Here is a 23,452-nt window from a genome sequence, read left to right as displayed (position 1 = left end):
CCCCCGCCGCGTCGGTCCCCGCCACATCACCGACGGGGGCCGCGCGGCGACTTCCCCATGCCAGAACCGATGCCGTCGACGAACACCGACACCAGTTGGTCGGCGAAGACGCTCCGATCGACCTCCGGGGTCGGGGTGAACCAACGCTGGGAGAGCCAGACGGCGTCGCGCAGCAGCCCGTAGATCGTCTCAGGCGGAAGGTCGGACCGGAACCTGTCCGACGCGACACCGTCTTCGATGATCTGCATCCACACCCGCCTGCTGACCTTCGCCGCATCGCGGATCATCGGATAGCCGGCGAGGTTCTTCATGTACGTCGCGTTGTTCTGGTAGATCTCCGAGGCGTGCGGGTTGGCCTCGGAGGCGAGCAGCGACTGATGAACCAGGGCGCGCAGGCGTTCCTCTTCGGGCAACTGCAGCACCTCCGCGTAGCGCCTCTGCAGATCGTCCAGGTACCGGGTGATGATCGCGTCGGCGATGGCGTCCTTGGAGGCGAAGTAGTGGTACAGGCTTCCGGAAAGCACGCCCACCCCGTCCGCGATGTCCCGCACCGAGGTCCCCGCGATGCCCTTCGCCGCGAAGAGTTCCGCAGCCGTCTCGAAGATCAGCGTGTGCCGGTCGGACCATTCCATGTGCATGCCGTTCGTGTTCGTGACGAGTGTGCAGCGCCTGCGTTCATCGTGCCGGGTGGGTCGTGTCGCGGAGACCCTACGCGGGGTGCGAGTCCGGTGCCGGTTCAGGCCTCGTCAAGGTCTTGTCGTCATGGTATTCCGGCCATCGTCCTATGATCTCGTCGCCGTTCACTGCAGCTCCCGCGCGCATGCGAGGGCGCGGGCGGCGAGCCTTTCCGCCTGCGCGGCGAACGATCCGGGGGTTCTGTCGGCGTCGCCCATCACGCCCCGGGACATCCGCGCGTACACGTTCTCGACGATGCAGGCCGTCTTCCACCAGCTGAACGCCACATGGAAATCGACCTCCTGCTCCGTCACGTCGAGCACCCCGCCCATCCTCTCGATGTAGGCGCGGGTCAGTTCGCCGCGGGTGGGCAGCCCCGGCACCAGCGTCGGCGGGTTTTCCAACGCCGTCACGGCGTCACCGGGCTGCGCCCAGTACACGAGGAAGTGGCCGAGGTCGGCGAGCGGGTCGCCCACGGTGGTCAGTTCCCAGTCCAGCACTCCGGAGACGGTGGAGTCCGCACCGATCAGGCAGTTGTCCAGGCGGAAGTCCCCGTGCACCACCGCGGCCGTCTGCTGGGCCGGGATCTTCCGCGCGAGCAGGTCCCTCGTCTGCTCGATGTCGCCGAGCATCCGGGCCCTGCCTGCCTCCCAGTTGCGCGACCACAGCCCCAGCTGGCGTTCGATGAAGCCGCGTTGCCCCGCACGTGTTCCCCAGCCGGCCGAATCGAGATCGGCCCGGTGCAGCCGCGTCAGGACCTCGATGAGCGAATGGCCGATGCGCGCACGCTGCGCCGGATCCGGGAAGGCGCCGAAGTCCTCCGGCACCCGGAGGATCGCGCCACCCAGGTGCTCCATCACGAAGAACGGCGCGCCGTTGACGCCCGGGTCCTCGCACACGCCCAGCACTGTGGGCACAGGCATGCCGGCCGCGGACATCCGCCGCAGGACGTCCGCCTCGCGGAGCACGTCGTGGGCGTTGCCGGCGACGGCGCCGAGCGGGGGACGCCGCAGCACCCGGCGGCGGCCGACCGCGTCGTCCACGTAGTAGGTGAGATTGGAGCGGCCGCCGGCGATCTGCTCGAAGCGCAGAGGCGCGGCCGCATCCGGCACGGACGCAGCGCACCAAGCGGTCACCGCGGCAGCGTCGATGCCTGGCACCGCCCCCACCGCGGACGCCGCGTCCTGAGCCATACCGCGTACCGTATCAAACATTTGCTACATGGATGCCGATCCAGCGCATCGGTCGACGCACGGCCACCGGGGCGCCCGAAATCACCGTGCAGGAGCTCGCTAACACGCTGGTCGCGGTGTGGGCGCGGCCGACATCGCCGGACAGGAGACCGCGGCGGAGGGGCCGTCGATTGGAGCCCCTTCCCACGTCGTGGACGGGTATCACCGGTACTTGCGCAGCTCCTGGCGCGCGACGCTGCGGATGTGCACCTCGTCGGGGCCGTCGGCGATGCCGAGGATCCGGCCGGTCGCCCACATGCGCGCCAACGGGAAGTCGTCGGTGACCCCGCCGCCGCCGTGCACCTGAATGGCGCGGTCGAGCACCGAGCGCGCCACGCGCGGGCCCACCACCTTCACCGCGGCCACCTCGATGGCGGCACCCTTCGCGCCCACCTGGTCTATCAGCCACGCCGTCTTGAGTACCAGCAGGCGCGCCTGCTCGATCTCCATGCGCGACTCCGCGATCCACGTGCGCACCACGCCCTGATCCGAGATCGGCCCGCCGAACGCGTCGCGGGACATGGCGCGGCGCACCATCATCTCCAGCGCGCGCTCCGCCATGCCGATGCAGCGCATCGCGTGGTGTATACGCCCGGGCCCCAGGCGTGCCTGCGCGATGGCGAACCCGTCTCCCTCGCCGGCCAGCATGTTCGCCGCGGGTACCCGCACATCCGTGTACTGGATCTCGGCGTGCCCCTGCTGGTCGTAGTAGCCGAAGATCGGCAGCGACCGGACGATCTCCACACCGGGCGCATCCACGGGGACCAGGATCATCGACTGCTGCCGGTACGGCGCCGCCTCCGGGTCTGTCTTGCCCATGACGACGAGGACGCCGCAGCGCGGATCGCCCGCGCCCGACGTCCACCACTTGCGGCCGTTGATCACGTACTCGTCGCCGTCGCGGACGATCGAGGTGGATATGTTGCGTGCGTCGGACGAGGCGACGTCCGGCTCGGTCATGGAGAACCCCGACCGGATGGTGCCGTCCATGAGGGGTTCCAGCCACTGCTTCTTCTGCTCGTCCGTGCCGAACATGTGCAGGATCTCCATGTTCCCGGTGGACGGCGCCGAGCAGTTCAGCGCTTCCGGGGCGATGTACGGCGACCGCCCGGTGATCTCGGCGATGTGCGCGTAGTCGAGATGGGTGAGGCCGGAGAGGGCGGGCAGGAAGAGATTCCACATGTCCTGCCGGCGGGCCTCCGCCTTGAGCTCCTCGACCACCGCCGGCAGCTCGTGGCTGCGCGGCCCGTTCTCCTCGCGCTGCGCCGCGTAGACGGACTCGGCCGGATGCACGTGCTCGGTCATGAACGCCTCGAGGCGCGCGATGACCTCCTGCGCCGCGGGGCTGGGAGACAGATCCATAGCGGACAGTCCTTTCAGAATGGGGCGATCCCACTCAGTCGCGGATGAGGATGACCTTGCCGACGGCGCGGCGCGTCATCACCACGTCGAGCGCGGCGGACGCGTCGTGGAAGGCGACTGTCCGGTCGATGTGCGGCACCAGGCGCCCTTCGGCGTACCAATCGAGCAGCCGGCGCATATTGGCCGCGTTCCTCTCCGGGTTGCGTTTGGCCCATTCGCCCCAGAGCACGCCATGCAGCGCGCCGGAGGTGATGAGCAGCCGGTTCATGCCCACCTTGGGGATGTCTCCGGAGGCGTAGCCGACGGTGAGGTAGCGCCCGCCCCAGCGCAGCGACCGGACCGCGGTCTGGGCGAGGTCTCCGCCCACCGGGTCGTAGACCACATCCACCTTTCCGCCGGTCGTGGCCAGGCCCTCGCGCAGATCGCCTGCGCCGTAGTCGATGAGCTCCGCCGCCCCGCGCGATCGACAGGTCTCCAGCTTCTCGGTCGTCGACGCTGCGGCGATCACCTCCGCGCCCAGCGCGCGCCCGATCTCCACGGCGGTCAAACCCACCCCGCCGGCCGCGCCGAGCACCAACAGGCGCTCTCCCTCCACGAGCCCCGCCTTGTCGACGAGGCCGTGGTACGACGTGCCGTAGGTGACAGAGAAACCGGCGGCATCGGTGTAGGGCATCGCGTCGGGTATCGGAAACACGCGCCACGCATCCACCGCCGCCTGCTCGGCGTAGCCGCCCATCCCGCAGAACGCCGCCACCCGCGTGCCCGGTTCCAGGCCCTGCACGCCTGCACCGACCCGCGTCACCTCACCCGCCACCTCGGAGCCCGGGGTGAACGGCAGCTCCGGCCTGGTCTGGTACTTCCCCGCGGCCAGCAGAACGTCCGGGAAGTTGACGCCCGCCGCGCGCACGTCGATCACGACCTGGCCCGGCCCCGGCTCGGGGTCCGGAATCTCCGTCGACCGGAGCGCTTCGGGCCCGCCGAGCTCGTGCACCTGCTGGGCCTTCATGGGTGCGCCACCGCACCGGGCACGACGAACGTCGCCCATGCCTTCACGGCCGCGCCGCCGGTCTGCCGCGTGCACACCAGCTCGATATCGACCCGCGCATCGCCTTCGTCGCCCGTGTACTCCCGCACCACCTCGGCGGTGGACGTGAGAGTGTCGCCCGGCCAGACCTGTTCGAGGAACCGGATGCGGAACGAGCGCACGTTCTCCGCACCCAGCCACCCGGTGGCGTAGGTGCCCAGCAGTCCCGCCTGGTACATCCCCACGGCGAACGGCGCGTCGAATCCCGCTGCGCGCGCGAACTCCTCGTCGTGATGGATGGGGTTCATATCGCCCGACGCGCCCTGATACCGCACGAAGTCGGTGCGCGTCACGGGGCCCACGGTCCACGGCGCGGGCGGCGTCAGGGTGACCGGTGCGCTCGTTGCCTCCTCAGCGCTCATGCCTCGTCCTCCTTCGGTGGCCGCGCCGTCTCGACGCCGGTCATCTTCGCCTGCGCGACCAGCCGGCCGGACTCGTCGTAGTAGTCGGTGACCACGATGGCGAAGGTCATCTCGCCACCGCGCCTGCCCTGCTTGGTGTAGATGTCGGTGATCGTCGAGCGCCCCTCCAGCCTGCTGCCGGCGCGCGGCGGTTCGCCGAAGAAGGTGAACTCCTGCTCCGCGTGCAGCCCACGCTTCTGGTCGAGCTTCACCGCGGGCCACGGGTTGGCGTCGCCCGTCTGCCAGTGCAACGCGGTGGTCAGGAAGGTCGGCTGGCTGACCGGGTGCTCCTGCGCGTCGATACCGTCCAGGTCGGTCGTGCCGGTGGCCCGGGCGAACTCGCGGATCTTGCCCCGCTCGACGTCCAGCCGGAAGGGGACGCCCTCGGTGCCCACCGCAGTGACGTCAGCCATGGGTGGCCCCCGATCCGTCGGCGGCATCCCGCTCGAGCGGCTTCATCTCGACGGCCAGCTCGTCGAGGGTCCAGCGGCCGTCCTTGACGATGGTCTGGCCGTAGTGCCAGGGCAGGAACTGCCGGATCTCCCCGCCCTTGGCGTAGAAGACCTTTCCGGTGACGTCGCAGGCGTCGGTGAGCAGGTGCGCGACGATCGGCGCGACGTTGGCGGGGTCGTAGGTGTCGAAGGCCGACGGATCCTCCGGCGCGGCCACCATGTCCTTGATACCCGGCACGTCCTCGGTCATCCGGGTGCGCGCCACGGGCGTGATCGCGTTGACGCGCACGCCGTACCGGCCGATCTCCTGCGCCAGGATGATCGTCAGCGAGGCGATGCCGGCCTTCGCGGCACCGTAGTTGCTCTGGCCCACAGCACCGTTGAGACCAGACGTGGAGGCGACGTTGACGATCGAGGCCGACACGTCGTCGCCGGACTTGGACCGCGCCCGCCAGTGCGCGCCGAACACGCGGCACGGGGCGAAGGCCGCCCGCAGCTGGCCGTGGATCACGTCGTCCCACTCGTCTTCGCTCATGTTGACGAACATGCGGTCGCGCAGGATTCCGGCGTTGTTGACGAGGCCGTGCACCGCGCCGAACCGCTCGAGCGCCAGGTTCAGGAGCTCCTGAGCACCGGAGATCGAGGCAGCGTCGGCGGAGCTCGCCACGGCGCTGCCGCCGGCGGCGGTGATCTCGTCGGCGACAGTCTGCGCGAGCGACGGGTCGGTGCCCGTGCCGTCGGCGGCCGCGCCGGTGTCGTCGACGACGACGTGGGCACCTTCGGCGGCGGCGAGCTTCGCGTACTCGCGGCCCAGGCCGCGGCCCGCCCCGGTGACGACGACGACCTTGCCTTGCAAGTGTTTCATGCGGCGTTCCCTTCATGTTCTCGACGGCGGTCGATCACGTGGCACTCACAGCCACCGGTCAACACCCTGTAGCAAACGTTTGATACATGCCAGCACAGGCGTCGGCCCCCGTCAACATGCCCGGCCACCGCTTAGGCGCCGCCCTACCCGTTCACCTGGGCCGGACCGGGACGCGCCGCGACAGAACGAGCGGCCGCCTCACAAGCCGGTGCCGCAACGACCCGCTGAGCGGGATCGGCGGACCGAAACGACAGTTCGCCCACAAGTGTGTGATTTGATACACATGGCCTTCCGCCGCCGTAGAAAGGGATCCCCGATGCAGTTCAACCTCGCCGATATCTTCGAGTCGGTGGCGGCGTCGGTGCCGGACCGTGTCGCGCTGACCTACGAAGGCACGCACCTCACCTATGCAGCCCTCGACGCCGAGGCCGGACGCACGGCGAATCTGCTCTCGCAGTCCGGGATAGGAGCAGGCGACCACGTTGCGCTGTTCCTCAAGAACAGCATCGAACACGTGGCGGGCATCCTCGGGCTGATCAAGATCCGGGCCGTTCCGATCAACGTCAACTACCGGTACACCCCGTCCGAACTCGAGTACATCTTCACAAACTCGGACTCCTCCGCGGTGGTCGTAGAGCTGCCCGAGCACCAGCGGACGCTCGCCGCGCTCCTCGACGCCTGCCCCGCGATCCGCACCGTGATCGTCATCGGCGAGACGGACGCGGAACTCCGCGCCGCGGCCGAGGCGCGGTCCGTCCGGCTGGTCGACTTCGCCGATGCCCGCACGCTCCCGTCCGATACCGCACCCGTGACGCGCAGCGGGGACGACCGCTACATCCTCTACACGGGCGGCACCACCGGTTACCCCAAGGGCGTCATGTGGCGCCACGACGACTTCTTCCACAAGCCGCTCTCCGGCGGCAACCCGTACGGTGAGGGCAAGCGGAAGGATCTCGCCGAGGTGGCCGCGGCCGCCAAGGAGTTCCCGGAGATGGCGTTCCTCATCGCCGCTCCGCTGATGCACGGCGCCGCGCTGTACTCGTTGTTCACGTTCTTCATGCTGGGCGCGCGCGTGGTGCTCATGCGCGACTTCGATCCCAAGACCATCGTGAGCGCCATCGAGACCGAGCGGCTCACCACCATCCTCATCGTCGGCGACGGGATGGGCCTGCCACTGGTGGACGAGATGGAACGGCGTCAGGGCGAGGTCGACCTGACATCGCTGTTCTCGATCACCTCCGGCGGGGCGCTCTGGTCGGTGGGTGTGCGCGACCGGATGCTGGCGGTGAAGCCGGACCTGTTGCTGCGCGACAACTTCGGCGCCTCGGAGACCGGGAACGACGGCGCGTTCACCGTGGACGCGGACGGCAACCTGCGCATGCCGCCCTCGCCGAACATGATCCTGGTGGACGAGCGCCTCGACGAGATCGCGCCCGGCTCCGACGAGGTGGGTTACATCGCCCGCATCGGCAACGTGCCCCTCGGCTACTACGGCGACGAGGACAAGACGGCACGCACCTTCCCCACCCGGGCCGACGGCGTGCGCCTCGCGATCCTCGGCGACATGGGCCGCGTCGAGTCCGACGGCACGATCGTCTTCCTCGGCCGTGGCTCCGGGTGCATCAACACCGGCGGCGAGAAGGTCTTCGCCGAGGAGGTCGAAGCCGCGCTGCACGCGCACCCCGCCGTGGCCGACGCCCTGGTGGTCCCCGCGCCCGACGAGCGCATGGGCCAGCGGGTCGCGGCGGTGCTCTCCGTCTACCCCGAGGCCCCCGCCCCGAGCACCGAGGAGATCCAGCAGCACTGCCGCACCATGCTCGCCGGCTACAAGATCCCGCGCACTGTCGTCTTCGTCGACGAGGTCCGCAGGACCCCCGCCGGCAAGGCCGACTACAAGTGGGCGAAGACGCAGGTGTGACGATACGGCTGTGCCCCGCGGTTCTGCGGAGCCGCGGGGCACAGCCGTTTCCGGAGTACTCCTACCCCACCAGTTTCCGGATCATCCCCCACAGCTCCTCGCGTGCGGGCGCGGTGAGCGAGAACTGCGGGAACGTGAGGAACCCGTGGAACAGCCCGTCGAACCGGTGCGCGGTGACGTCCACGCCGTCGTCGGACAGCCGCTGCGCGTAGGTCTCCCCGGACGAGCAGGGCGGGTCGAGCTCCGCGGTGACGACGAGGGCCCGCGGCAGCCCCGCGAGGCTCTCCGCCCGGGTGGGCACCACGTAGGCACTGTCGCGGAGGCCGGCGGTGGGCGCGTACTGCTCCCAGTACCAGCGCATGGCGCGCGCGTTGTTGTAGTAGCCCTCGCCGTAGAGCCGGTAGCTCTCGGTGTCGAAGTCGTCGTCGATCACCGCGTACAGCAGGACCTGCGCCGCGATGGCCGGGCCGCCCCGGTCGCGCGCCGCGAGGGACACCGTGGCCGCGAGGTTGCCGCCGGCACTGTCACCGGCGACAGCGATCCGCGCGGGATCTCCCCCGTACCCGGCGGCGCGCCCGGCAGCCCACTGCACCGCGGCGTACATGTCCTCGAGCGCCGCCGGCGCCTCGTGCTCGGGGGCCAGCCGGTAGTCGACCGACACGACGACGGCGTCCACCGCCGCCGCCATGGACCGGCAGAACTCGTCGTGGGTGTCGAGGCCGCAGAACACGAACCCGCCGCCGTGCGCGAACACGATCACCGGGCGGGCCGACGCCGGATCCCCGTGCGGCACGTACACCCGCAGGGGAAGATCGCCGCCCGGGCCGTCGATGATCACGTCCTCGGCGGTACGCATGTCCGGCATGCGTTCCAGCGGACCGCGCCGTCCGGAGATCACCTCCCGCAGCTCCGCGCCCGAGTACCGGGTGACGTCCGGGAACCCCTCCTCCAGCACGGCGAGGAACTGCTCGACCTCCGGGTGCAGGTCGGGGCGCCGCGCCGCCGTCATGCGCGTGCCCCCGCGTGCTCGCCCGCGGAGGCGAAGCTCCCGTACCCGCCGCGGAAGAACAGCAACGGCCGCACTCCGTCATGCGCGGTGATGACGGTGACGCCGGTGCAGAAGTTGCCGAGAACCCTGCGCAGGTGACCCGAATCGATCGACGCCGCCGACGGGCCGGCGGTGTCGATCGTGGTCATGCGAACCTCCCCGGCACCGGCTCGGCGCGGCGCGTGACGGGCAGTGCCCCGTCACGCACCGCCTGGTCGATCGTCGCGTGCAGGGCCGGACAGATGCGGTCGGTGGTGCCGCGCTTCCCGTCGCCCAACGCCGAGGCGTTCTCCAGCTGCAGGCGCGGGCACGTCGACGCCGCGTCCTCGAGCCACTGGACGCTCGTGTGCTGCGCGCTGTACTTCTCCGCCAGCACGGTGGTGCCGCACTGGTTGCACGTGATCGGTTGCATTGCAGTCCCTTACGCGTCGAGCTTGGGGGCGTGGACGCCCGCCTCGATCCCCTTGGTCTTCATCTGCTCCAGGTTATCCGCCACCTCGGCCTCCCAGTATTCGTTGGCCTTGGTGGTGTCCACCTCGAACTCGAAGCGCCGGGTCATGTCGGCGGTGACGTCGGCGCGATCCACGTAGAACTGCTCGTACCAGCGGCGCAACTGGTAGACGGGGCCGTCCTCCTCGCTGAGGAGGGGGTTGTCGATGCGGGTCTTGTTCTTCCAGATCTCCACATCCTGCTCGAAACCGGTCTTCACACCCTGGGCGAACTGCTCGGCCATCGCCTGCGCCGCCTCGTCGGACATGCCCTTGGGCTTCTTGACCATCGCGCCGTACTGCAGCACGAACGACGTCGGCGAGACCGGGTAGTGGCAGTTGATCAGAACCGTCTCGATCGTCATGCCGTTGGCGTTGTTCCAGAGCCAGTCCACCATGAACGACGGGCCGAAGTACGACGCCTCCGAGCGCAGCGTGCTGTTCGGGTCGTCGTAGTTGGTGCCGGACTGCACGTCCAGGCGCGGCTTGGAATCCATGTACTGGGTGGCCACGTGCCCCTCGAACACGTTGCGGAAGTGCTGAGGGAACGCGAAGTGCACGTAGTAGAAGTGCGCCATGTCGACGACGTTGTCGATGATCTCGCGGCAGTTGGAGCCGCTCACCGGAAGCTTGTTCCAGGACCAGCCGGTCCACTCGTCGCTGCCCCAGCCTTCGAGCTCGGGGATCGTCTCCTCCGCGGTGGGCTCGCCGCCCTCCGGGTCGTTCCACACGAACAGCAGGCCGTTGCGCTCCATCGCTTTCCAGCCTTGCGTGCGGGCGCGCATGGGCACTCGCTTGGCGTAGGGGATCTCCTTGCACTTGCCGTCGCCGCCCCAGCGCCAGTCGTGGAACGGGCAGGCGATCTCGTCGCCTTTGACGGTGCCCTGGGACAGGTCGCCACCCATGTGCCGGCAGTACGAGTCCAGCACGTTGAGCTCGCCCTTGGTGTCCTGCCAGACGACGAGCTTGCCGCCGAACGCCTCGACGGAGTGGGGCTTGCCGTCGCGGAACCACTCCGAGAGTCCGAGGCAGTGCCAGCCGCGGGCGAACCGCTCCGGCGCGGACCCCTTCTCGATCAGGCGAACCTCGTCGCCGTCGACCGCGTCGTCCGCGTTGCCCTGGCCCGGTGTGTCAATGACCGTCATTCCCAGTCTCCGATCATAGGTGAAGTGCTTCACACCACATTGCGCGCAGAATGTGATCTCGGCCAGGGTGGTTTCCCACAGAGAGGGAATTATCGGTCCCCATCGCCGCGCCGCAACGGAAGGTGGACTCGCGCGGGCGTCCACGCCGCGGCGCCGAACGCGAATACACGCAGATGGGAGGGGAACGGATGCCGACAGGCAGGTCAGGCGATTCCACGCTCGACCGTGTCGACCTCATCTTCGGGGCCGTCCAGGAGCACGGCTACCTGACGCTGTCGGAGGTCGTCGACCACACCGGCATCCCCCGGTCGTCCGCCCACCGGCTGCTCACCCGCATGGTGCGCATGCGGTGGCTGCTGCGCGTCGGGTCCAACTACGAGCTGGGCGTGCGGTTGTTCGCGCTGGGCACGGAGGGCGTGCGCAACCACTGGTTCCACCGCATCGCTTATCCACGGCTGCGCCAGCTGCACACGCGGACCGGCTATGTCGTGCACATGGCCTACCTGGACGGCACCGAAGCGATGATCTGGGACAAGCTGGGCGGCGGAGCCTTCGGCGCCGCGGTGCCCACGCGGATCGGCACGCACCGGCCGGCCCACCAGTCGGCCGTGGGCAAAGTGCTGCTGGCCGCGGAGACGGACGAGTTCATCGAGGGGATCCGGCATCTGGCTCCCGCCACCTCGCGCACGATCACGGACCTCGACCTGCTGCACGGCGAGATAGCCCAAGTACGTGAGCGCCGCTTCGCGGTGGACCGCGCCGAGTCGTTCAACGGGATCGGCTGCGTGGCCACCCCGGTGCTGGCCGGTGTGGCGGACACCAGCGACGGGCATCGCGCGGTGGCGGCGATCTCGATCTGCGCGCCGGTGGCACGCATCGACAACCGGCTGGTGGCCCCACTGCTCGCGGCCGCCGCCGACATCACCCGCCACGCCAGCCCGAATCCGATGCTCGAGCATCGCGGGGGCGTCTGACGCGGCAGTGCCGCCCGGGGCGAGCCACGGGCGGCACTGCCGCGTCAGGAATCGCCGCAGCTGCTCACTGCATCACGGCCAGCGGCTCGGAGCCGGACCAGTCGTGGCCCCAGTAGCTGTCCGCGGTGATCTCCTCGGCCGTGTAGTGCTCCTCGTCCACCAGCATGCCCTGGCAGCCGAACTCGATGTCCCAGCCGCCCGGCGCCCGCACGTAGAACGACACCATCTTGTCGTTGGTGTGCCGCCCGATCGTCGACGACAGCGAGATGCCCTCCTTGACCACGCGGTCCTGCGCCTCGCCCACCGCGTCGAGCGTGTCCACCTCCACCATCACATGGATCAGCCCCGGCCCCTGCTTGGGCGAGGGCATCATCGCCAGGCTGTGATGACGCTGATTGACCCCGAAGAACCGGATACGCAAGGGCCCGTACTCGGGCGGCGCGGGCATGCGGAACGCCCCGCGGGAAAGGAACCCGAGCGTCTTGACGTAGAAGTCGTAGGCCGCGCCCTGGTCCGGCACCGGGATCACCACGTGCCCCAGCCCCTGCGCACCCGTGACGAATTTCGCCCCGAACGGCGTCACCACCGGACTGTGATCGAGCAGCGCCCCGTGGAACACCTCCAGCTTCGTGCCCGCCGGATCGGTGAACGCGATCGCCGCCTCCACCCGGCGCGCATCCGCCTCGGCCTGCGTCAGATCCCGCACCTCGACACCTGCGGCAGTCACCGTCTCGCGCAACCGGTCGAGCGCCTCCTGATCGCGCACCTCCCAGCCGACCACCGTCACCCCGTCGGACTCGCCCGGCGTGACGATGATCCGCGCCGCCCGCTCATCCATCCGCAGATACAGCGCATTCTCATCGGGCCCCGAGCCCTCCGCGAACCCGAGCACCCCGAACGCCAGCTTCCGCCAGCGCTCCATGTCATTCGTCTGAACCTCGATGTACCCGAGCGCCCGGATCTCGCGCTCCACCTGCTTGTCGGCCATTCCCCTCGGTGTCCTTCCTCTGGTTTGCGGCGTTCGCGAACGCGCCTTTCCGATCCACGACCGATCCTCTCGCGGTCCGCCGCCTTCGCGGCGGCGAGTCCCGCTCAGATCATCATCCGCAGCGGCCCCTGCGGATCCGCACCCAGCGCGCTGAGGGCCGACGCGTGGTACACGGTGTTGGGCGAGTGGATCGCGTGGTGCATGCCGGCCTGCGCGTCGCGCCAGAACCGCTGCATCGGCATCTCCATGCGCAGGGCCGTTCCGCCGCAGCGCGCGTAGATCTCGTTCGCGGCCTCCACGGCCCGCCACGCGGCGCGCACCTGCGTCGCGCGGCCCTGCGCACGCCTCGCGAAGTCCGGCTGCCCGCCCTTCTCCGCCGTGTTCCACAGGTCGTCGACGTTGGCCAGCAGCTCCGCGCGCGCCGCACGGATGTCCGCCATCAGCTCGCCGAAGCGGTACATGGTGTAGGGGTCGTCCTTGACGGCCGTGCCCTGGGCGTTGATCCGGTCGGCCTGGTAATCCTGGGCCAGCCGCAGCAGCCCCTCGCAGATGCCGACGGTGGCCGCTGTGATGCCGAGCGGGAACATGCCGGACCACGGCAGCGTGTAGAGCGTCTCGGTGCGGCCCGACCGCGCCTGACCGTCGCCGCTGACCACGTCGTCCCAGGTCATGAAGCGGTAGTCGGGAACCACGGCGTCCTTGATGACCAGGTCCTTGCTGCCGGTGCCGCGCAGGCCCACCACGTCCCATGAGCCGTCGATGATCTCGTAGTCGGTGCGCGGCACGATCACGTGCACCATCTGCGGCTCCGCCGGCATGGAACCGTCGGCGTTGGTCAGCATGCCGCCCAGAAACGCCCAGCGGCAGTGATCGGTGCCCGAGGAGAACGACCAGCGCCCGCTGAAGCCGTAGGTGCCATCGCCCTTCGGGGTGAGCATGCCGGCCGGCATGTACGGGGAGGCCATCCAGATGCTGCTGTCCTCGCCCCACACCTCCTCACGCACCCGCTTGTCGTTGTACGCCAGCTGCCACGGGTGCACCCCGCACACGCCCAGCACCCAGCCGGCGGCCGGGTCGAGGGAGGCGAGCCGCATCACCGTCTCCGCGAACTGCCGCGGCCGGTACTCCAGGCCGCCGTACTCTGCCGGCTGGAACATGCGCATCGCCTGCGCCTCGTTCATGATCTCCACGGTCCGATCGGTGAGCTTGCCGATCTTCTCGGCCTCCGCGCCCTGCGCGAAAAGCTCGTCCGCGTGCTTCTCGATGCTTTCGAGAACCTTGTTGCCCATAACCCACTCCCGTCGCAATCGTGCAGGTATGCCGGGCCCACGCCCGGCGCCGCATGCGACCACGATCACAGTGGTGAGCATCACGCCGGAACGCCGCTTCCCGCCACGCGGGAAAAGTCGAGTTCGGGCGCGTCCGGGACGGTATGCGCGCTGCGGCCGACGGGCGCCCCGCACGCACAGGCACGGCCCGCACCGGAGTTGCGTAGCCTGTCTGCGGAGTACTGGAGGAGGCCCGATGGAGACGTCAGCAGCGACGGTGGCCGCGCCGCAGTCGCACCGGATCACCACGCCCGAGCACCTCGAGAACATCCTGGGCGGCCCGCCGCATCCGGACATCATCGCCAAAGCCACGCCGCACACGACGCCACTGGTGCGCGAGTTCATCCGGCACGCCCGGTTCTTCGTGCTCGCGACCGCCGACGCCGCGGGACGTTGCGACAGCTCCCCGCGCGGCGACCTCACCAGCGTGGTGCGCATGCCCGACGAGCACACGCTGATCCTCCCCGACCGGCCGGGCAACCGGCGGGGCGATTCCTATCGCAACATCCTGGCGAACCCGCACGTGGGGATCCTGTTCATCGTCCCCGGGCTCGAGGAGGTCGTCCGGGTCAACGGCCGGGCCACCCTCACCACGGACCCGGAACTGTGCACCGGCCTCGCCTTGGCCGGCCGGCCCGCGCAGCTCGCCATGATCGTCCGCATCGACGAGGTCTACACGCACTGCGCCCGCGCGATGCTGCGCGGCAAGGTGTGGCAGCCGGACACCTGGGTGGACCACGGCGAGGTCCCCGCGCTGCGCGAGATGATCCACGAACAGCTGGGGATCGCCGTGCCGGACGACGCGCCGCCTGCCCGGGCCGAGGAGTACCGCGACCACCTGTATTGAGACGCGCACCGCGTTCCGTCCGCCTCCGTCGTGGCGCGTGGCACCGCGCGTCGGTAGATTGCGGTGGGCGCTCACGTCGGATGCGACGTCGGACGCCCCCGAACTTGCGGACACCCGCACACTTGCTGACACGCGCACACTTACTGACACGCGCCGACGGAAAGGCACACCATGAGCATGGACTTCGACATGTCCTTCACCCCCCTGAACGTCTTCATGGGCTGGGTGCGCGACCAGCTGGACTCGCTCGGCGGCACCGGCTCGACGGCCTAGCGGTTCCGCGACGCCGCGACCCGGCGACCGCGCACCCCGCATCCCTCCGCGCTCGCGCTCTCCGCTGCCGGACCTGCCCCGCGCGCCACTTCCCGCGACACGCCGAGCGGATCGGCGCGCGGCGCGCTGATCCGCGCGCGGCACGGAGAGATGCAGCCCGGCCGGCCTGTTCCGCGGTCGCGCTCACTCCGCCGCGTCGAGCATCAGACGTACGCGATCCATCCGCGACCACACGCGCGCGTAGTACAGCGGCCGGCCGGTTCCGGATTCGACGCACGCCGACTCCGTCAGCCAGGCTTCGGACCGCGCCGGCAACTCCAGCCGTCGGCATACCCACGCCGGCGCCGAGTCCGTCGTGGCCCGGCGCAGCACGCACTGCGCGTCCACCCCGGCGGCGTCGAGGCAGTCGTGCACAGACTCGTAGGCGCGCAACGCCACCGCCGGCTCCGGCAAGGCGCCGGGGCACAACCAGTGCTCGAGCGCGCTCGTCGGGTCGTCGTCGACGAACCCCAGGCGTTCGACCTTGCAGGTGACGGCGGGTCCCAGCAACGCCGCCGCCGCGTCGGGGGCGCGCTCTGCGAGTGTCGCCACCACCACCGTCCTCGGCCGCGCGCCCGCCGCCGCGATCACCCGGTGGAACGACGGCAGGCCGTCCCCGCCCACCGGCACGTCGAGGCGCCGGTGCACGTAGGTCCCCATCCCCTGCACTCTGCGCACCAAGTAGCAACTCTCCAGCTGTTCGATGGCCGCGCGCGCCACCGAGCGTGAAACGTCGAACTGGCGCATGATCTGGGCCTCGCTGGGCAAACGCGTTCCGACGCGCAGCCTCGCGGCCTGTCCCGCAAGCGCATCGACCACTTCGTCACGGCGGCGCCGCGACGCATCGACGGCAACGGTCATCACTCAGCACTCCTCGACTCGTTCAGGCGTCCATTGCTTCAGGATTCGACCGGTTCAGGTTCCGAAGGATTGGGGATTCGACGGGGCCACCGCCGCGCGGAGCCGCGCCGGCGGGCCGGCGAAGAGGCCGGGGAGCCGATACAGCGGCACCGGCGGCTCCACGGCCTCCGACCACGGCGACGAGGACGAGGTCGCGGCCAGCAGCCGGACGGCATCGCGCAGGTGGACCGGCACGTAGTTGTGGACCCCGACGATCGACATGTGGCCGCGCACCACCCGCTCCGCGTCCAGCGGAACCGCGGCGTGCGGCCGTACGCTGCCCGCCAGCACCGCCACCCCGCCGACGTCCACCGAACCCACGCACGCCGCCACGCCGCCCGGCGTGCCGGACATGTCGATCGCGGCATCGAAAAGGTCGCCGTCCCCCGTACCGGACCGGGGAGCCCCGTCCCGCCGCACCACCCGCCCGGCGGTGGCGCCGAACCGGCGGGCGAAATCCACCCGCGACGCGTCCACGTCGCGGACCTCGATCTGCTCGACTCCGGCCGCCGCGAGCGCGGCCACCGTGGCCACTCCCAGCAGACCCGCGCCGAGGACGAGCGCCCTCCGCGGACGGCTCGCGCGCTGCAAGGCGGCGTCGACGCAGGCCGCCGCCGTGGCCACCGCGCACCCGGCGAGGGCGGCCGGCCCGTCCGCCACGGCGTCCGGGACCGGCATGATCGGCAGACCGCGAGGAAGGTGGACGTGCGTGGCGAACCCGCCGGACAACGGCCACACGCCCAGCGGCTCGTGGCCGGTCTTGCGCAGCAGCCGGCACTTTGCGGAGACGCCCGCGGCGCACCTGTCGCAGCGGCCGCACGCGGCGGTCACGCCCCACACCACGCGGTCCCCCACCTGCAACCCGCGTCCGTCGACTCCGCAGACGCCGTCCGAGTGCACGGCCACCACCTCGCCCACCGACTCGTGCCCCAGGATCGACGGCGACGGCGCGCTCCTGCGTCCGGCGACGGTGTGCCGGTCCGATCCGCACACCGTCGACACGAGCACCCGCACGGTGACCTCGCCCGGGCCGGGCTCAGGCAGGGGGAAGGAAGTGAGCCGGAAGTCCATGCCGCCGTGCCACACCTGGGCCAGCGCGCTCCCCGCGTCCGCGGCAGCGGTTCGTGCCTCCGCCATCAGACCGCGTCGGCGCAGATCTCGAAGACGGGATCCGACCACAGCTCGACGACGGCGTCCAGGATGCTGCGGTGCTGCCTCGTCTCCAGTGCGGCACGGTCGCAGGCGCCGGTGGTCACCCCCACGCCGATGGCCCCCGCGTTCTGCGCCGCATCGAGATCCGCCAGCGTGTCCCCCACGGCGATCACCGCGGACGCCGACTCGACTCCGGCGCTCCGCATCACCGCGTGGATCATGTCGGGGTGCGGCCGCGACGCCTCGACCTCGTCGCCGGCGCACACCGCGTCGAGGGTCGCGTCCGGGTCCCCGTCGCCCACGGTCCAGCCCAGACCGGCCAGCAGCGCGTCGGTCAGCTCGCGAGTGAACCCGGTGGTCAGCGCCACCTTGGTCCCGCAGCCCCGCAGATTGGCGAACAGCTCCTCCACGCCGGGGAACGGCTGCGGCGGCGTCTCCCGGTACCGGCGGACCAGTTCCTGCGAGAACCAGGCGAAGGCGTCGTCGACCATCGTCTCCGTCGGCACCGTGCGCCCCAGGCGCAGCAGGTTGTCGATCGCCGTGCGCTTCTCCATGCCGGTCCACGGCAGGAACTGCTCCTCGGTGACGGTCACGCCCTTCCGCTCGACCGATTCGCGCAGTACCTCGTAGACCATCCCGCCCTCGTCCATCACGGTTCCCGCGATGTCGAATGCCACCAGCTCGACCATGCCCGCTCCCGCCTGTCGACTCCTGCGCCGCAGCACCGGCCTCGCGGCCCGCGTCCCGCTGCGGCGGGGGCGCCACGCCCCTCGATGCGACCGACGCTATTGCCCCGCAGGTACCGCCCGCCCACGCCCAGGCCAACGCCCGCCCATCTTCGGGTGAACACTCGGTGCCCTCGTCCGCACACCGCCGGCGCGCGCCCCGCGGATGTGATGCTCGTACGGTGACCTCTGCCGAATCCTCCACTCATACCGACCTGCTCGTCGTCGGCGCCGGAATCGTCGGCCTCGCCCACGCCTTCGAGGCCGCCGGGCGGGACCTGACGGTTCGCGTGATCGAACGCGACGAGCGTCCCGTCGGCGCGTCCGTCCGCAACTTCGGCCACGTCTGCACAACACCCCAGGCCGACGGCGATCATCCGCTGGCCCTGGACTCCCGCGACGGTTGGCTGGCGATGTCCGCGGCGACGGGCATCGCCGTGGCGCGGGCGGGGACGCTGGTGGTGGCGCGACGACCGGAAGAACTCGCGGTGCTCGACGAGCTGCAGCGCACCCGCGGGCCCGAGCGGGTCCGGCTGCTGACCGGCGACCAGGTGCGCTCGCGCATCCGCGGCACCCGCGCGGCGGGCGGCGAGTCCGCCTCCGGCGGCGCCCTGCTGCCCGACGATCTGTCCGTGGATCCGCGCACCGCCGCGCCCGCGCTGGCGCGCTGGTTGTCCGCGCACGAGCGGGTGCACCTGCTCACCCGGACCGCCGTCACCGGAGCCGGCGGGGGCCGCGTGGAGACGCCGCGGGGCACGTTCACCGCCGACCACGTGGTGGTGTGCGTGGGGCACGACCTCGACCGGCTGTTCCCGGACCTCGCCCGGCGGTGGCGGATCCGCCGCTGCGCGCTGCAGATGATGCTCACCGCGCCGGTGGACGGCTACGACAACCCGTCGCCCGTGCTCACCGGCACGTCGATGCTCCGCTACGGCGCGATGTCCGCGACCGACGCGGCCGGTGCGCTGCGCCGGGCCATCGCCGCCGAGCAGCCCGAGCTGCTGCACATCGACGCCAACGCGATGTTCAGCCGCCGCCCCGACGGCGGACTCATCGTCGGCGACTCGCACGTGCGCGCCCACACCGTCGACCCGTTCCTCGACGAGGACGTCTACGGACCCCTGGTCGACTCGGCGGCGGACATCCTCCGCCCGACGACCCCGCTGCGGGTCCGTCAGCGATGGCAGGGCGTCTACGCCTCCAGCGACGACACGAACCTGGTGCACGAACGCCTCGACGACGCCACCACCGTCGCCGTGGTCACCTCCGGCATCGGCATGACGCTGTCGTTCGGCATCGCCCGCCGCACGCTCGCGGAGCTGTGAGGGGCGGCGGGCCCGGCCCGCCGCCCCTCAGCGCAGTGCACTCAGCGCAGTGCACTCAGCGCAGTGCACTCAGCGCAGTGCCCTGCGCAGCCACACGGCGAGCCCCTCGATCGCCAGCACCACGCCCAGGATCATCAGCACGATGGTGGTCACCGTGGCGAAGTCGACGATCCGCGACGCGTTGAGCAGGTAGTAGCCGATGCCCCCGGCGCCCACCACGCCCAGCAGCGTCGCCGCCCGCACGTTGGTGTCCAGCAGGTAGAGCACGTGCGCGACGAACGCCGGCGTCGCCTGACGCAGCGTGGCCGCCGCGAACACCTGCATCCGCCCGGCCCCGTTCGCGCGCAGCGCGTCCTGCACCGCGGTGTCCGTCTCCTCGAGCGAGTCGGCCACCAGCTTGGACAGCAGCCCCACCGCGCCGATCGCCAGCGCGAGCGTGCCCGCCACCGCGCCGAGCCCCGTGACCACCACGAACACGATCGCCAGGATCAGCTCGGGGACGCCGCGCACCAGCACGATGAGGACGCGGAAGGTGCCGTGCACGATGGGCGACGGGGCGACGTTGCGGGCGGCGAGCATGCCGATGGGCACCGCCAGAACCGCCCCGAGCAGCGTGGCCGCCAGCGCGATCTGGAGCGTGGTCAGCAGCTCCGGCCACAGCGTGGAGCCCACGGCCGACAGGTCCGGCGGGAAGAACATCAGCGCGGTCGACGGCAGGTCGGCCGCGCCGCTGAGGAAGCCGACCACCGAGATGCCCGCGTCGTGCCAGGCCAGGAACACCAGCGCGACGATCACCGCGCCCCACAGGTACCGGCGCACCCGGTCCGCATCCCAGGGCTGGCTCAGCCGCGGTGGCGCCGACACGCCCCCGGCACCCGCCTCTGCGGCACCGGCACGCCCGCCTCCCGTCACCCAGCCGCCGCTGACGCGATCGGCCCAGCGGACCACGGTCCGTCCCCGTTGCTCCCGGCCCCGGCGCTCCAGGCCGCGGGGCGTCCCAAGGAGCCGCCGACGGAAGGCGCCGGAGACGAGTTCGGTGAGGATGCACAGCACCAGCACCGTCAGCGCCAACGCCATTCCCCGCTGGTAGTCCAGGGTCCGCATCGACTCGGCGATGGCCAGGCCGATCCCGCCCACGCCCACGTACCCGAGCAGCACGGAGGTGCGCAGGTTGATGTCGAAACGGTGCAGCCCGGTAGCGATGATCTGCGGCAGCAGCTGGGGAAGCACGCCCACCACCACCTGCTGCACACGGCCGCCGCCCGCCGCCTGCACTGCGGCGCGCGGCCCCGGGTCCAGATCCTCGATGGCGTCGGCCAGCAGCTTGCCGACCATGCCGATGGAGTGCAGCCCCATCGCGAGCACGCCGGGGAGCGCGCCCAGCCCGAAAACGCGGAAGAACACGATCGCCAGGATCAGGTCGGGGATCGCGCGCATGAGCACGATGAATCCGCGCGCCGCGGAGCGTCCTGCCCGGGTGCGGCCGGTGCTCTCCGCGGCGACCACGGCCACCGGTATGGACAGGGCCACCGAGAGCACGGTGGCCAGCAGGACGATCGCGAGCGTCTCGCCGATCATCCCGGCGAGCTCCGCGACCGGCGGGAAGTCCAGGGGCAGCATCCGGCCGACGAAGTCGACGGCGTTGCCCGCGGAGTCGACGATGGATGCCACGTTGATCTGCAGCTCGGAGATCGACCAGATCCCTGCCACCACGAGCGCCGCCAGAACCGCCTTGGCCGCCGCCGATTCCAGCCGCCGCGGGCGCCGCGGGCCCGATGAGGCCCCCGCCGCGGGCGCGGGCCGTTCCAGGGTGCGCACCGGCACCGCGCTCAGCCGGCCAGCGCCGGGACACGCCGGAGTGAATCCGGCTGCGCGACGCGGTCGTAGATGGAGAACGCGGCGTCGGCGGTGAGGCCGGCGGCGCGCTCGTCCAGCACCACCCTGCCGGATTGCAGACCCACGATCCGGTCCGCGAAATCGAGCGCGGTCCGCACCTGGTGCAGCGAACAGATCACGGTGAGCTCCTGCTCGTCGCCGATCTCCCGCAGCAGGTCGATCACCTCGGCCGCGGAGACCGGGTCCAGGGAGGCCACCGGCTCGTCGGCGAGCAGGATCCGGGGCCGCTGGATCAGCGCCCGCGCGATGGCGACCCGCTGCTTCTGCCCGCCGGAGAGCGTGTCGGCACGCTGGAACGCCCTGTCCGCCATGCCCACCCGCTCCAGCTGCGCCATCGCCTCGGCGCGCACCGACCGCGGGTACATCATCAGCGACAGGCGCGGCCCGCGAAGCGCCCCGAGTCGCCCCGTGCACACGTTCTCGAGCACCGACATCGACTCCACCAGGTGGAAGTGCTGGAAGATGAACCCCACCTGGCGGCGCAGCCGGCGCAGGCCGCGCCCGTCGCCGGCGTCGATCCGGGACCCCAGCACCGACACCTCGCCGGCCGTAGGCGACTGCAGCCCGTTGAGGTGCCGCAGCAGCGTCGACTTGCCCGAGCCCGACAGCCCCAGCAGCACCGTCACCTCGCCGGAGCGGAAGTCCAGCTCCACGTCGTCCAGCCCGCGCACGGCGCCGAAATCCTTGGTGACCCCGCGCAGCGATGCCGCGATCATGCGCATGCCTCCGCCTTCGTGACCTCGCAGATGCGCCGGACCGCGTCGTAGTCGGCGTCGTCGACCGGGGTGTAGCCCCATTCGGTCTCCTCCGGCAGCGTGCACTCGTCCTCGGACGGACAGATCCCGGCGTCGACGAGCGCGGGCTTGTTCGCCCGCTCGCGCAGCGCCGTGACGATCGCCTCGCGCGTCTCGTCGTCGACGGTGTCCCGGTTGACGACGATCGGGTCCTCCGGCAGCGGCGCGGACTGCCACACCTGCTCGACGGCGCCCGGCTCCAGCTGGCCCGACCGCTCGAGGGTGGTCAGCATGTCGTTGTGGGTGAAGGCCACGTCGCACTGCCCGCCCACGAGCGAAAGCACCGACGCGTCGTGGCTTCCGGCGATCACCTCGCTGTAGCCGCCGGGACCCAGCCCCGCGGCGGCCAGCCCTTCGAGCGGGGCGAGGTGGCCGGAGGTGGACGCGCGGTCCACGAAGCAGACCCGCTTGCCCTGTGCTCCCGCCAGATCGGTGATGCCCGATCCCGGCAGCGCGTAGGCGACGGAGTTGTAGGACGGGACCGCCCCGGCCTCGTCTACGGACGCGACGACGGGGTCGACGGGCACACCCGCCTCGCGGGCGATCACGTAGGAGAACGGACCGTACGAGGCGATGTCGATCTTTCCGGCCCGCTGCCCCTCGATGACGGAGGCGTAGTCGGTGACGTTCTGGAACACCACTTCCTTGCCCGTCGCCTGCGAGAGCAGTTCGACAATCGGCTCGAACGACTGCTGCAGCGTGGACGAAGACTCCGCGGGCACTGCGGCGAAGACCAGCTCGTCGCCGCCGGCGGCCTGCGCGGACTGCCCGCAGGCGGCGAGCGTGCCGCCTGCGGCCACCGCTGCCGCAACGGCGGTGAGACGCCGCGCGGGTGCGGTCATGCGCTTCATGGGTGACTCCTCATGTGTATTCGGACGATGCCCATGCAAGTCGTCCCAGGCGAGCCGGACGCTGCGGCGCGGTGAACGCCCGGCGAAGTTCCGGCGACACTTCCGGCCGCTCGTCCGGTCGTGCCCTTCCCCCGGCCCCCGGACTGTGGAACGGTGGTGCCGTTGCCCGGATCAGGAGGGCGCAGACGACCGAGGGGCGATCATGACCGAGAAGAGCGCAGCCACGGATCCCGACGCGGGCGCTTCCGGCACGGCGGGCGCGCCGGTCGCCGTCGCCGCATGGTTCCTCGAGTCGCTGGCGGCGCGCGACGGCCGTGCCGCCATGGACCTGGTGGACGAGTACATCGTCTACACCAACGTGGGGCTTGCCACCGTGCGCGGCGAGCGCAGGATGCGCACGGTGGTGGACCTGCTCTGTCGCCCCGGGATCGGATTCGGCGTGCACACCATCTCCGCGGCGGCCGACGGCGAGACGGTGCTGACCGAGCGCATCGACGAGATCCGCCTGGGCCGGCTGCGCATGCGTTTCTGGGTGTGCGGCAAGTTCGTCGTCCGCGGCGGCCGGATCACGCTGTGGCGCGACTACTTCGACTTCTTCGACTGCACCAAGGCCTTCCTCCGCGCGCTCGCGGGGCTGGTGTCGCCGTCGCTCAACCGGCCCATGCCCGGCTGACCGCCGGGCATCCCTCA

Annotated in this window: 24 protein-coding genes; 5 read left to right on the top strand and 19 right to left on the bottom strand. The window is 70.9% G+C overall.

The features are described 5' to 3' along the window. Positions 1-26 precede the first annotated feature (26 nt). The 7 genes from FO059_RS01400 to FO059_RS01370 form a co-directional block, all read right to left on the bottom strand. The gene (locus FO059_RS01400; protein WP_233266851.1) at positions 27-638 is read right to left on the bottom strand and encodes a TetR/AcrR family transcriptional regulator; all 612 of its coding nucleotides are present in this window, start codon (positions 636-638) and stop codon (positions 27-29) included. A gap of 162 nt (positions 639-800) precedes the next feature. Continuing rightward, the gene (locus tag FO059_RS01395) at positions 801-1,868 is read right to left on the bottom strand and encodes a phosphotransferase family protein (RefSeq protein WP_158726588.1); all 1,068 of its coding nucleotides are present in this window, start codon (positions 1,866-1,868) and stop codon (positions 801-803) included. Positions 1,869-2,069: 201 nt separating this feature from the next. After that, positions 2,070-3,269, bottom strand: coding sequence for an acyl-CoA dehydrogenase family protein (locus tag FO059_RS01390; RefSeq protein WP_143905732.1), 1,200 nt, complete (start codon positions 3,267-3,269; stop codon positions 2,070-2,072). A gap of 34 nt (positions 3,270-3,303) precedes the next feature. Continuing rightward, the gene (locus FO059_RS01385) at positions 3,304-4,275 is read right to left on the bottom strand and encodes an NADPH:quinone oxidoreductase family protein (RefSeq protein ID WP_233266852.1); all 972 of its coding nucleotides are present in this window, start codon (positions 4,273-4,275) and stop codon (positions 3,304-3,306) included. Continuing rightward, a complete protein-coding gene (locus FO059_RS01380; RefSeq protein ID WP_143905728.1) occupies positions 4,272-4,715 on the bottom strand; it encodes a MaoC/PaaZ C-terminal domain-containing protein in 444 nt (147 codons plus the stop codon). The genes FO059_RS01385 and FO059_RS01380 overlap by 4 nt, the downstream gene beginning before the upstream one ends. Then, a complete protein-coding gene (locus FO059_RS01375; RefSeq protein WP_143905726.1) occupies positions 4,712-5,167 on the bottom strand; it encodes an FAS1-like dehydratase domain-containing protein in 456 nt (151 codons plus the stop codon). Before FO059_RS01375 ends, FO059_RS01380 begins: the two co-directional genes overlap by 4 nt. Next, positions 5,160-6,071, bottom strand: coding sequence for an SDR family NAD(P)-dependent oxidoreductase (locus FO059_RS01370; RefSeq protein ID WP_143905724.1), 912 nt, complete (start codon positions 6,069-6,071; stop codon positions 5,160-5,162). The genes FO059_RS01375 and FO059_RS01370 overlap by 8 nt, the downstream gene beginning before the upstream one ends. 316 nt (positions 6,072-6,387) lie before the next feature. On the opposite strand from FO059_RS01370, the gene FO059_RS01365 reads away from it, so the two are divergent. Continuing rightward, a complete protein-coding gene (locus FO059_RS01365; protein WP_143905722.1) occupies positions 6,388-7,989 on the top strand; it encodes an AMP-binding protein in 1,602 nt (533 codons plus the stop codon). Positions 7,990-8,050: 61 nt separating this feature from the next. Here FO059_RS01365 and FO059_RS01360 read toward each other — a convergent pair whose 3' ends face one another. From FO059_RS01360 to FO059_RS01345, 4 genes are read right to left on the bottom strand one after another with little or no spacing between them, the layout of a single operon-like run. After that, positions 8,051-8,998: an alpha/beta hydrolase gene (locus tag FO059_RS01360; RefSeq protein ID WP_143905719.1), complete on the bottom strand. Its 948-nt coding sequence runs from the start codon at positions 8,996-8,998 to the stop codon at positions 8,051-8,053. Continuing rightward, positions 8,995-9,186, bottom strand: coding sequence for a hypothetical protein (locus FO059_RS01355; protein WP_199257048.1), 192 nt, complete (start codon positions 9,184-9,186; stop codon positions 8,995-8,997). Before FO059_RS01355 ends, FO059_RS01360 begins: the two co-directional genes overlap by 4 nt. Further along, the gene (locus FO059_RS01350; protein ID WP_143905717.1) at positions 9,183-9,449 is read right to left on the bottom strand and encodes a hypothetical protein; all 267 of its coding nucleotides are present in this window, start codon (positions 9,447-9,449) and stop codon (positions 9,183-9,185) included. Before FO059_RS01350 ends, FO059_RS01355 begins: the two co-directional genes overlap by 4 nt. 9 nt (positions 9,450-9,458) lie before the next feature. Further along, on the bottom strand, positions 9,459-10,670 hold the full coding sequence (locus FO059_RS01345) for a Rieske 2Fe-2S domain-containing protein (protein ID WP_143905715.1): 1,212 nt from the start codon (positions 10,668-10,670) through the stop codon (positions 9,459-9,461). Positions 10,671-10,858: 188 nt separating this feature from the next. On the opposite strand from FO059_RS01345, the gene FO059_RS01340 reads away from it, so the two are divergent. Continuing rightward, a complete protein-coding gene (locus FO059_RS01340; RefSeq protein WP_158726589.1) occupies positions 10,859-11,644 on the top strand; it encodes an IclR family transcriptional regulator in 786 nt (261 codons plus the stop codon). 64 nt (positions 11,645-11,708) lie between these two features. Here the strand turns inward: FO059_RS01340 and bphC are convergent, their stop codons facing one another. Both bphC and FO059_RS01330 read right to left on the bottom strand, forming a co-directional pair. Further along, positions 11,709-12,632 (bottom strand): biphenyl-2,3-diol 1,2-dioxygenase, encoded by a 924-nt coding sequence (gene bphC, locus FO059_RS01335; RefSeq protein WP_143905711.1) that lies wholly within the window; start codon positions 12,630-12,632, stop codon positions 11,709-11,711. A 104-nt stretch (positions 12,633-12,736) separates the two neighbouring features. Further along, entirely contained in the window at positions 12,737-13,921 is a 1,185-nt protein-coding gene (locus FO059_RS01330; RefSeq protein WP_143905709.1) for an acyl-CoA dehydrogenase family protein, read from the bottom strand. Positions 13,922-14,156: 235 nt separating this feature from the next. Here FO059_RS01330 and FO059_RS01325 point away from each other — a divergent pair, with 235 nt between their 5' ends. Next, on the top strand, positions 14,157-14,807 hold the full coding sequence (locus FO059_RS01325; protein ID WP_143905706.1) for an MSMEG_1061 family FMN-dependent PPOX-type flavoprotein: 651 nt from the start codon (positions 14,157-14,159) through the stop codon (positions 14,805-14,807). Between the two features lie 456 nt (positions 14,808-15,263). Here the strand turns inward: FO059_RS01325 and FO059_RS01320 are convergent, their stop codons facing one another. The 3 genes from FO059_RS01320 to FO059_RS01310 are packed head-to-tail and all read right to left on the bottom strand — an operon-like array spanning position 15,264 to position 17,860. Beyond that, positions 15,264-15,980 (bottom strand): GntR family transcriptional regulator, encoded by a 717-nt coding sequence (locus tag FO059_RS01320; RefSeq protein ID WP_143905704.1) that lies wholly within the window; start codon positions 15,978-15,980, stop codon positions 15,264-15,266. A gap of 54 nt (positions 15,981-16,034) precedes the next feature. Continuing rightward, the gene (locus tag FO059_RS01315) at positions 16,035-17,156 is read right to left on the bottom strand and encodes an alcohol dehydrogenase catalytic domain-containing protein (RefSeq protein ID WP_143905703.1); all 1,122 of its coding nucleotides are present in this window, start codon (positions 17,154-17,156) and stop codon (positions 16,035-16,037) included. After that, positions 17,156-17,860 (bottom strand): HAD family hydrolase, encoded by a 705-nt coding sequence (locus FO059_RS01310; protein ID WP_143905701.1) that lies wholly within the window; start codon positions 17,858-17,860, stop codon positions 17,156-17,158. The genes FO059_RS01315 and FO059_RS01310 overlap by 1 nt, the downstream gene beginning before the upstream one ends. Positions 17,861-18,078: 218 nt before the next feature. Between FO059_RS01310 and FO059_RS01305 the strand changes: the two genes are divergently transcribed. Further along, a complete protein-coding gene (locus FO059_RS01305) occupies positions 18,079-19,221 on the top strand; it encodes a TIGR03364 family FAD-dependent oxidoreductase (protein ID WP_233266853.1) in 1,143 nt (380 codons plus the stop codon). Between the two features lie 69 nt (positions 19,222-19,290). On the opposite strand, the gene phnE is transcribed toward FO059_RS01305, so the two are convergent. From phnE to FO059_RS01290, 3 genes are read right to left on the bottom strand one after another with little or no spacing between them, the layout of a single operon-like run. Next, on the bottom strand, positions 19,291-21,045 hold the full coding sequence (gene phnE / locus FO059_RS01300) for a phosphonate ABC transporter, permease protein PhnE (RefSeq protein ID WP_233266854.1): 1,755 nt from the start codon (positions 21,043-21,045) through the stop codon (positions 19,291-19,293). 5 nt (positions 21,046-21,050) lie between these two features. Further along, entirely contained in the window at positions 21,051-21,839 is a 789-nt protein-coding gene (gene phnC / locus FO059_RS01295) for a phosphonate ABC transporter ATP-binding protein (protein WP_143905697.1), read from the bottom strand. Next, complete coding sequence (locus FO059_RS01290; RefSeq protein ID WP_233266855.1) at positions 21,830-22,762, bottom strand: phosphate/phosphite/phosphonate ABC transporter substrate-binding protein; 933 nt, start codon at positions 22,760-22,762, stop codon at positions 21,830-21,832. The genes phnC and FO059_RS01290 overlap by 10 nt, the downstream gene beginning before the upstream one ends. Before the next feature lie 202 nt (positions 22,763-22,964). On the opposite strand from FO059_RS01290, the gene FO059_RS01285 reads away from it, so the two are divergent. Next, positions 22,965-23,435 (top strand): limonene-1,2-epoxide hydrolase family protein, encoded by a 471-nt coding sequence (locus FO059_RS01285; protein ID WP_143905695.1) that lies wholly within the window; start codon positions 22,965-22,967, stop codon positions 23,433-23,435. The last annotated feature ends 17 nt before the right edge of the window (positions 23,436-23,452 follow it).

The organism is Tomitella fengzijianii, assembly GCF_007559025.1.
Lineage (GTDB): Bacteria > Actinomycetota > Actinomycetes > Mycobacteriales > Mycobacteriaceae > Tomitella > Tomitella fengzijianii.
This window is presented reverse-complemented; position numbering and strand designations above follow the sequence as displayed.

What these genes read in the sequence shown, in the direction of transcription:
- FO059_RS01365 (WP_143905722.1), top strand. Translation starts at nt 6,388, where the DNA reads ATGCAGTTCAACCTCGCCGATATCTTCGAGTCGGTGGCGGCGTCGGTG.
- FO059_RS01375 (WP_143905726.1), bottom strand. Translation starts at nt 5,167, where the DNA reads ATGGCTGACGTCACTGCGGTGGGCACCGAGGGCGTCCCCTTCCGGCTG.
- FO059_RS01355 (WP_199257048.1), bottom strand. Translation starts at nt 9,186, where the DNA reads ATGACCACGATCGACACCGCCGGCCCGTCGGCGGCGTCGATCGATTCG.
- bphC (WP_143905711.1), bottom strand. Translation starts at nt 12,632, where the DNA reads ATGGCCGACAAGCAGGTGGAGCGCGAGATCCGGGCGCTCGGGTACATC.
- FO059_RS01330 (WP_143905709.1), bottom strand. Translation starts at nt 13,921, where the DNA reads ATGGGCAACAAGGTTCTCGAAAGCATCGAGAAGCACGCGGACGAGCTT.
- FO059_RS01320 (WP_143905704.1), bottom strand. Translation starts at nt 15,980, where the DNA reads ATGACCGTTGCCGTCGATGCGTCGCGGCGCCGCCGTGACGAAGTGGTC.
- FO059_RS01395 (WP_158726588.1), bottom strand. Translation starts at nt 1,868, where the DNA reads ATGGCTCAGGACGCGGCGTCCGCGGTGGGGGCGGTGCCAGGCATCGAC.
- FO059_RS01370 (WP_143905724.1), bottom strand. Translation starts at nt 6,071, where the DNA reads ATGAAACACTTGCAAGGCAAGGTCGTCGTCGTCACCGGGGCGGGCCGC.
- FO059_RS01360 (WP_143905719.1), bottom strand. Translation starts at nt 8,998, where the DNA reads ATGACGGCGGCGCGGCGCCCCGACCTGCACCCGGAGGTCGAGCAGTTC.
- FO059_RS01315 (WP_143905703.1), bottom strand. Translation starts at nt 17,156, where the DNA reads ATGGCGGAGGCACGAACCGCTGCCGCGGACGCGGGGAGCGCGCTGGCC.
- phnC (WP_143905697.1), bottom strand. Translation starts at nt 21,839, where the DNA reads ATGCGCATGATCGCGGCATCGCTGCGCGGGGTCACCAAGGATTTCGGC.
- FO059_RS01385 (WP_233266852.1), bottom strand. Translation starts at nt 4,275, where the DNA reads ATGAAGGCCCAGCAGGTGCACGAGCTCGGCGGGCCCGAAGCGCTCCGG.
- FO059_RS01285 (WP_143905695.1), top strand. Translation starts at nt 22,965, where the DNA reads ATGACCGAGAAGAGCGCAGCCACGGATCCCGACGCGGGCGCTTCCGGC.
- FO059_RS01400 (WP_233266851.1), bottom strand. Translation starts at nt 638, where the DNA reads ATGCACATGGAATGGTCCGACCGGCACACGCTGATCTTCGAGACGGCT.
- FO059_RS01310 (WP_143905701.1), bottom strand. Translation starts at nt 17,860, where the DNA reads ATGGTCGAGCTGGTGGCATTCGACATCGCGGGAACCGTGATGGACGAG.
- FO059_RS01290 (WP_233266855.1), bottom strand. Translation starts at nt 22,762, where the DNA reads ATGAAGCGCATGACCGCACCCGCGCGGCGTCTCACCGCCGTTGCGGCA.
- FO059_RS01390 (WP_143905732.1), bottom strand. Translation starts at nt 3,269, where the DNA reads ATGGATCTGTCTCCCAGCCCCGCGGCGCAGGAGGTCATCGCGCGCCTC.
- FO059_RS01325 (WP_143905706.1), top strand. Translation starts at nt 14,157, where the DNA reads ATGGAGACGTCAGCAGCGACGGTGGCCGCGCCGCAGTCGCACCGGATC.
- FO059_RS01345 (WP_143905715.1), bottom strand. Translation starts at nt 10,670, where the DNA reads ATGACGGTCATTGACACACCGGGCCAGGGCAACGCGGACGACGCGGTC.
- FO059_RS01380 (WP_143905728.1), bottom strand. Translation starts at nt 4,715, where the DNA reads ATGAGCGCTGAGGAGGCAACGAGCGCACCGGTCACCCTGACGCCGCCC.
- FO059_RS01340 (WP_158726589.1), top strand. Translation starts at nt 10,859, where the DNA reads ATGCCGACAGGCAGGTCAGGCGATTCCACGCTCGACCGTGTCGACCTC.
- FO059_RS01350 (WP_143905717.1), bottom strand. Translation starts at nt 9,449, where the DNA reads ATGCAACCGATCACGTGCAACCAGTGCGGCACCACCGTGCTGGCGGAG.